The sequence below is a fragment of the Falsiroseomonas oryzae genome, assembly GCF_027856955.1.
Classification (GTDB): domain Bacteria; phylum Pseudomonadota; class Alphaproteobacteria; order Acetobacterales; family Acetobacteraceae; genus Falsiroseomonas; species Falsiroseomonas oryzae.
This window is the reverse complement of record NZ_JAPSMD010000488.1, coordinates 1-3,638: the sequence shown is the minus strand read 5'-3', so window position 1 is coordinate 3,638 and position 3,638 is coordinate 1. Positions and strand designations below refer to the sequence as shown.

Annotated in this window: 6 protein-coding genes; 1 reads left to right on the top strand and 5 read right to left on the bottom strand. The window is 74.9% G+C overall.

Annotated features, from left to right (window positions below; all coding sequences use genetic code 11):
- The 3 genes from OZN99_RS27550 to OZN99_RS27540 form a co-directional block, all read right to left on the bottom strand.
- Window positions 1-164: twin-arginine translocation signal domain-containing protein (locus tag OZN99_RS27550; RefSeq protein ID WP_270938424.1), on the bottom strand; the 164-nt coding region annotated here is incomplete at its 3' end.
- A gap of 6 nt (window positions 165-170) precedes the next feature.
- A complete protein-coding gene (locus OZN99_RS27545) occupies window positions 171-380 on the bottom strand; it encodes a hypothetical protein (protein WP_270938423.1) in 210 nt (69 codons plus the stop codon).
- Between the two features lie 89 nt (window positions 381-469).
- Window positions 470-631: a hypothetical protein gene (locus OZN99_RS27540; protein ID WP_270938422.1), complete on the bottom strand. Its 162-nt coding sequence runs from the start codon at window positions 629-631 to the stop codon at window positions 470-472.
- Window positions 632-779: 148 nt separating this feature from the next.
- Between OZN99_RS27540 and OZN99_RS27535 the strand changes: the two genes are divergently transcribed.
- Window positions 780-1,760: a Bug family tripartite tricarboxylate transporter substrate binding protein gene (locus OZN99_RS27535; RefSeq protein WP_270938421.1), complete on the top strand. Its 981-nt coding sequence runs from the start codon at window positions 780-782 to the stop codon at window positions 1,758-1,760.
- Between the two features lie 18 nt (window positions 1,761-1,778).
- On the opposite strand, the gene OZN99_RS27530 is transcribed toward OZN99_RS27535, so the two are convergent.
- Together OZN99_RS27530 and OZN99_RS27525 are read right to left on the bottom strand one after the other, a co-directional pair.
- Window positions 1,779-2,240: a DNA polymerase III subunit chi gene (locus tag OZN99_RS27530; RefSeq protein ID WP_270938420.1), complete on the bottom strand. Its 462-nt coding sequence runs from the start codon at window positions 2,238-2,240 to the stop codon at window positions 1,779-1,781.
- 11 nt (window positions 2,241-2,251) lie between these two features.
- A partial coding sequence (locus OZN99_RS27525) for a leucyl aminopeptidase family protein (protein ID WP_270938419.1) occupies window positions 2,252-3,638 on the bottom strand: 1,387 nt, incomplete at its 5' end.

Here is a 3,638-nt window from a genome sequence, read left to right as displayed (position 1 = left end):
CGCGCGCGCTGCACAGGCAGCGCGCCGAGCGCCGCCAGCGCACCGGCGCCGTAGCCGGCGCGCGCGAGGAAATCGCGGCGGTCGAGCCCGCCGGAGGACAGTCCGGCATAGGCCTGCGCCAGCCGCTGCCGCGCGGCCCGGCCTTCGCTGCGCTTGACGAGCATGGCGGCTCAGCCCCGGTTGGTGCGGTAGAAGGCGCGCACGTGGTCGGTCTCGCGGTAGCGCGGCTTGCGCTTCTCCGCTTCGCTTTCCGGTTCGGCAGGAATGCGGCCGCGGCTGCCATCGGCGTTGAACGCCGCGGCGGGAGTCGCCGCGCTGCCGGCGGCCAGGCCCACAAGGCCCAGGATGCGCCGCCGCCCCTTGGTGTCGTTGTCCCTCATGTACTCCCCGCGCGCTGCAGTCTTGGCACGCGCAACGCGCGGGAAGCCGGGGCGATCCTTCCGTGATCGGAAGAGAAGTGCGGGAGCCTTCAGCGCGCCAGGACGACGTGCCTCTCGTGGCGCAGCGCGTCCTCGGGCAGGGTACGGCGCATGAAGGTGGGCCAGAGGGCGCGCGGCGTGGCAGGCTCCGCCACCGGCAACGGCTTCGGCTCGGCCGGCCGCTCAGGCAGCCGGGTCTCCGGATCCTTCATCGTTCCGCCCTCCCCCGTGTCACCGGGTCCGCGGAGTGTGTCAGACCGCACCCGCGCGATGCAACGGAAGGTTGTAGGGTCACACGGTCTTGACCCGACCCGCCCGCGTTGCGAGAGGGCGGCAGACCTGACCGGGAGAAACGACGCCATGCACGCCACTCGCCGCAACGCCCTGCGCCTCGCTGCGCTGCCCCTCGGCCTCGCGGCCGTGTCGCGCGCCGCGCAGGCGCAGGGTTCCGACCGCCCGATCCGGCTGATCGTGCCGGCCCCGCCCGGCGGCCCGACCGACATCCTGGCGCGCGTCACCGGCGAGAAGGCGGCTGCCGCGCTGGGCCAGCCCGTGGTGATCGACAACCGCGCGGGTGGCGGCGGCGTGATCGGGTCGGAAGCGACGCACCGCGCCGCGCCGGACGGGTTGACCATCATGGTCGGCCACAACCAGACCCATGCGTCGAACCAGCACATGATGGCGCGGCTGCCGTTCAACGTGGTGGACGGCTTCACCCCCATCGCCAAGCTCGGCACGGTGCACCACGCGACCGTGGTGCCGGCGAATTCCCGCGCGCGCAGCATGGCGGAGCTCGCCGCGCTGGGCCAGGGCGGCGGGCGGTTGAACTACGCCTCCTCGCAGGCCGGCTCGGCCAGCCACGTGATCGCGGAGACCTTCGTGCGGCGGTCGCGGATGGACGCGACGCATGTGCCGTTCAACGGCGCCGCGCCGGCGGCGACCGCGACCGTGGCGGGACAGGTCGATTTCTACGTCTCCACCTTCCCGACCGTGGCCGCGCTGATCCGCGAAGGGCGGCTGCGCGCTCTCTCGGTCGGCGCGCCGCGGCGTCTGGCGGACTTCCCCGACGTCCCGACCGCGGAGGAAGCCGGCGTCGGCTACATGGCGGTGGATGCCTGGTTCGGCCTGTTCGGCCCGGCCGGGCTGCCGGCCGCGACGGCGGAACGTCTGGCGGCGGCCTTCATCGGCACCCTGTCGGATGCCGAGGTGCAGCGTCGCCTTGCCGCCGCCGGCTTCACGCTGGACCCGCTGGCGCCGGCGCCCTTCGCCGCCTTCCAGCGCAGCGAGGTGGCGCGCTGGGCGGAGATGGTGCAGCTGACCGGCGTGCGCCTGGACAGCTGAGCCGCGGGGCCGGGGGCGTCACCCCCCGGCCTTCTCCCAGCCGCGCGGTCCCTGCTGCCAGTAGGTGAGGCTGTGGCCCGCCGCCTTCGCGGTGCGCCAGCGGGCCCGCGCCGCTTGCACCGCCGCCTCGTCGCCGCCGTCGAACAGGTCCAGCACGCGGTCGAAGCGGTCCAGCCGGGCGGATTCGCTGCCTTCCAGGAGGAACAGGAATCGCGCGCCATTCGGCGCACCGGCCTCCGGCGCGTCCTCCGTGGTCAGCCAGATCGGCTGGTATTCGGCATGGCCGGTCAGCGGCGTGCCATGCGGCAGCCAGTCGGGATCCCCGCTGGCCCACAGCGCCGCGTCCAGCGCCTCCAGCCGTTCGCGGCTCGCCAGCAGCACCATGGCGCGGCCGCCGCTGCCGAGGACGCGGCCCAGCAGCTTCGGCAGGGCCTGTTCCAGCGGCGTGCGCGTCAGGTGGTAGAAGCCGTACTCCGCCATGCCGCGCGTCCCTACACCGGGACGAAGCCGCCGGCCACGGGCGCATGGTGGTCGGCTTCCTCGAAGCCCGCAGCGACCAGCGCGTCGAGCAGCCGCACGCCGAAGCCGGTCGGCCCCGCGGGACCCAGAGCATGCGGCGCCTCTGCCGTGTCCACGCCGGCGATGTCGAGATGCGCCCAGCGCGCCTCACCGGCGAATTCGCGCAGGAACGCCGCAGCATGGCAGGCATCCGGCAGGAAGCGCGCGGCCCAGCCGCCCTCGCCGCGGGCGGAGGGCGCGCATTGGCGGATGTCGGCAATGTCCGACCGCAAGTCGTCGCGGTGCTGCTCGCCGATCGGCATTGGCCAGAGCGGCTCGTTCACCTGCTCGCCGGCGGCCGCCAGCGCCGCCATCAGCGCCTGGTCGTTCCCGAACAGCCCGGCGCGGTGGTGGCCGAGCGCGCTGACGATCGCGCCGGTCAGCGTCGCCAGGTCCACCACCGCGCGCGGACGGAACTGCGCGACGGCATGGTGGATCGCATCGGCCAGGACCAGGCGCCCTTCCGCGTCGGTGTCCACCACCTCCACCGTGCGGCCGGACAGCGTGCGGATCACGTCGGAGGGGCGGTAGCTCCCGGCGCCGGTCGCGTTCTCCGCCAGGGCCAGCACGGCGACCGCAGGCGCGGGCGAGCGGCGCAGCGCCAGCGCCAGTATCGCGCCGGCGCAGGCGGCGGCGCCGGCCATGTCCGCACGCATCGTCTCCATCCCGTGCGCCGGCTTGATGGAGACGCCGCCGGTATCGAAGACGATCCCCTTGCCCACGAAGGCGACCGGCGGCGCGTCGAGGCTGCCGCGCCAGCGCAGCACGACCAGCCGCGGTGGCGAGGCGCTGCCCTGCCCCACCGCCAGCAACCCGCCGAAGCCCGCGCGCGCCAGCCGCTTGCGGCCGAGCACGTCCACATCGATGCCGAACTCGGCCAGCCCCTCCAGGCGCTTCGCGAAGCTGCGCGTCGTCAGGTGGTTCGCCGGTTCCGCCACCAGGTCGCGCGCGAAGAGGCAGCCGCGCACAGCGGCCTCGGCCGGTTCCCAGGCCGCCTTCGCCGCGGCGACGTCGTCCACATGCACCACCAGCCGGGCCAGGCCGGGCGTCACGTCGCGTGTGCGATGGGCGTCGAAGCGCCAGGCGCGCAGCGCGGCGCCGGTGGCCAGCGCCGCCGACTCCTCCGGCGCAAGCCCGCGCGCGTCCAGCGCAACCTGCGAGATCTCCGCGAACAGCGCGGCACCGCAAGCGCCGGCGCGTTCCAGATCCGCCCGGCGACGGCGCCCGATGCCCAGCAGCGCCTGGCGCGGCGCGGCCGCGGGCTCCAGCACCTGCCCGGCCTCGCCGCGGAAGCCAGAGGCTTCGGCGGCGCGGCGCAGC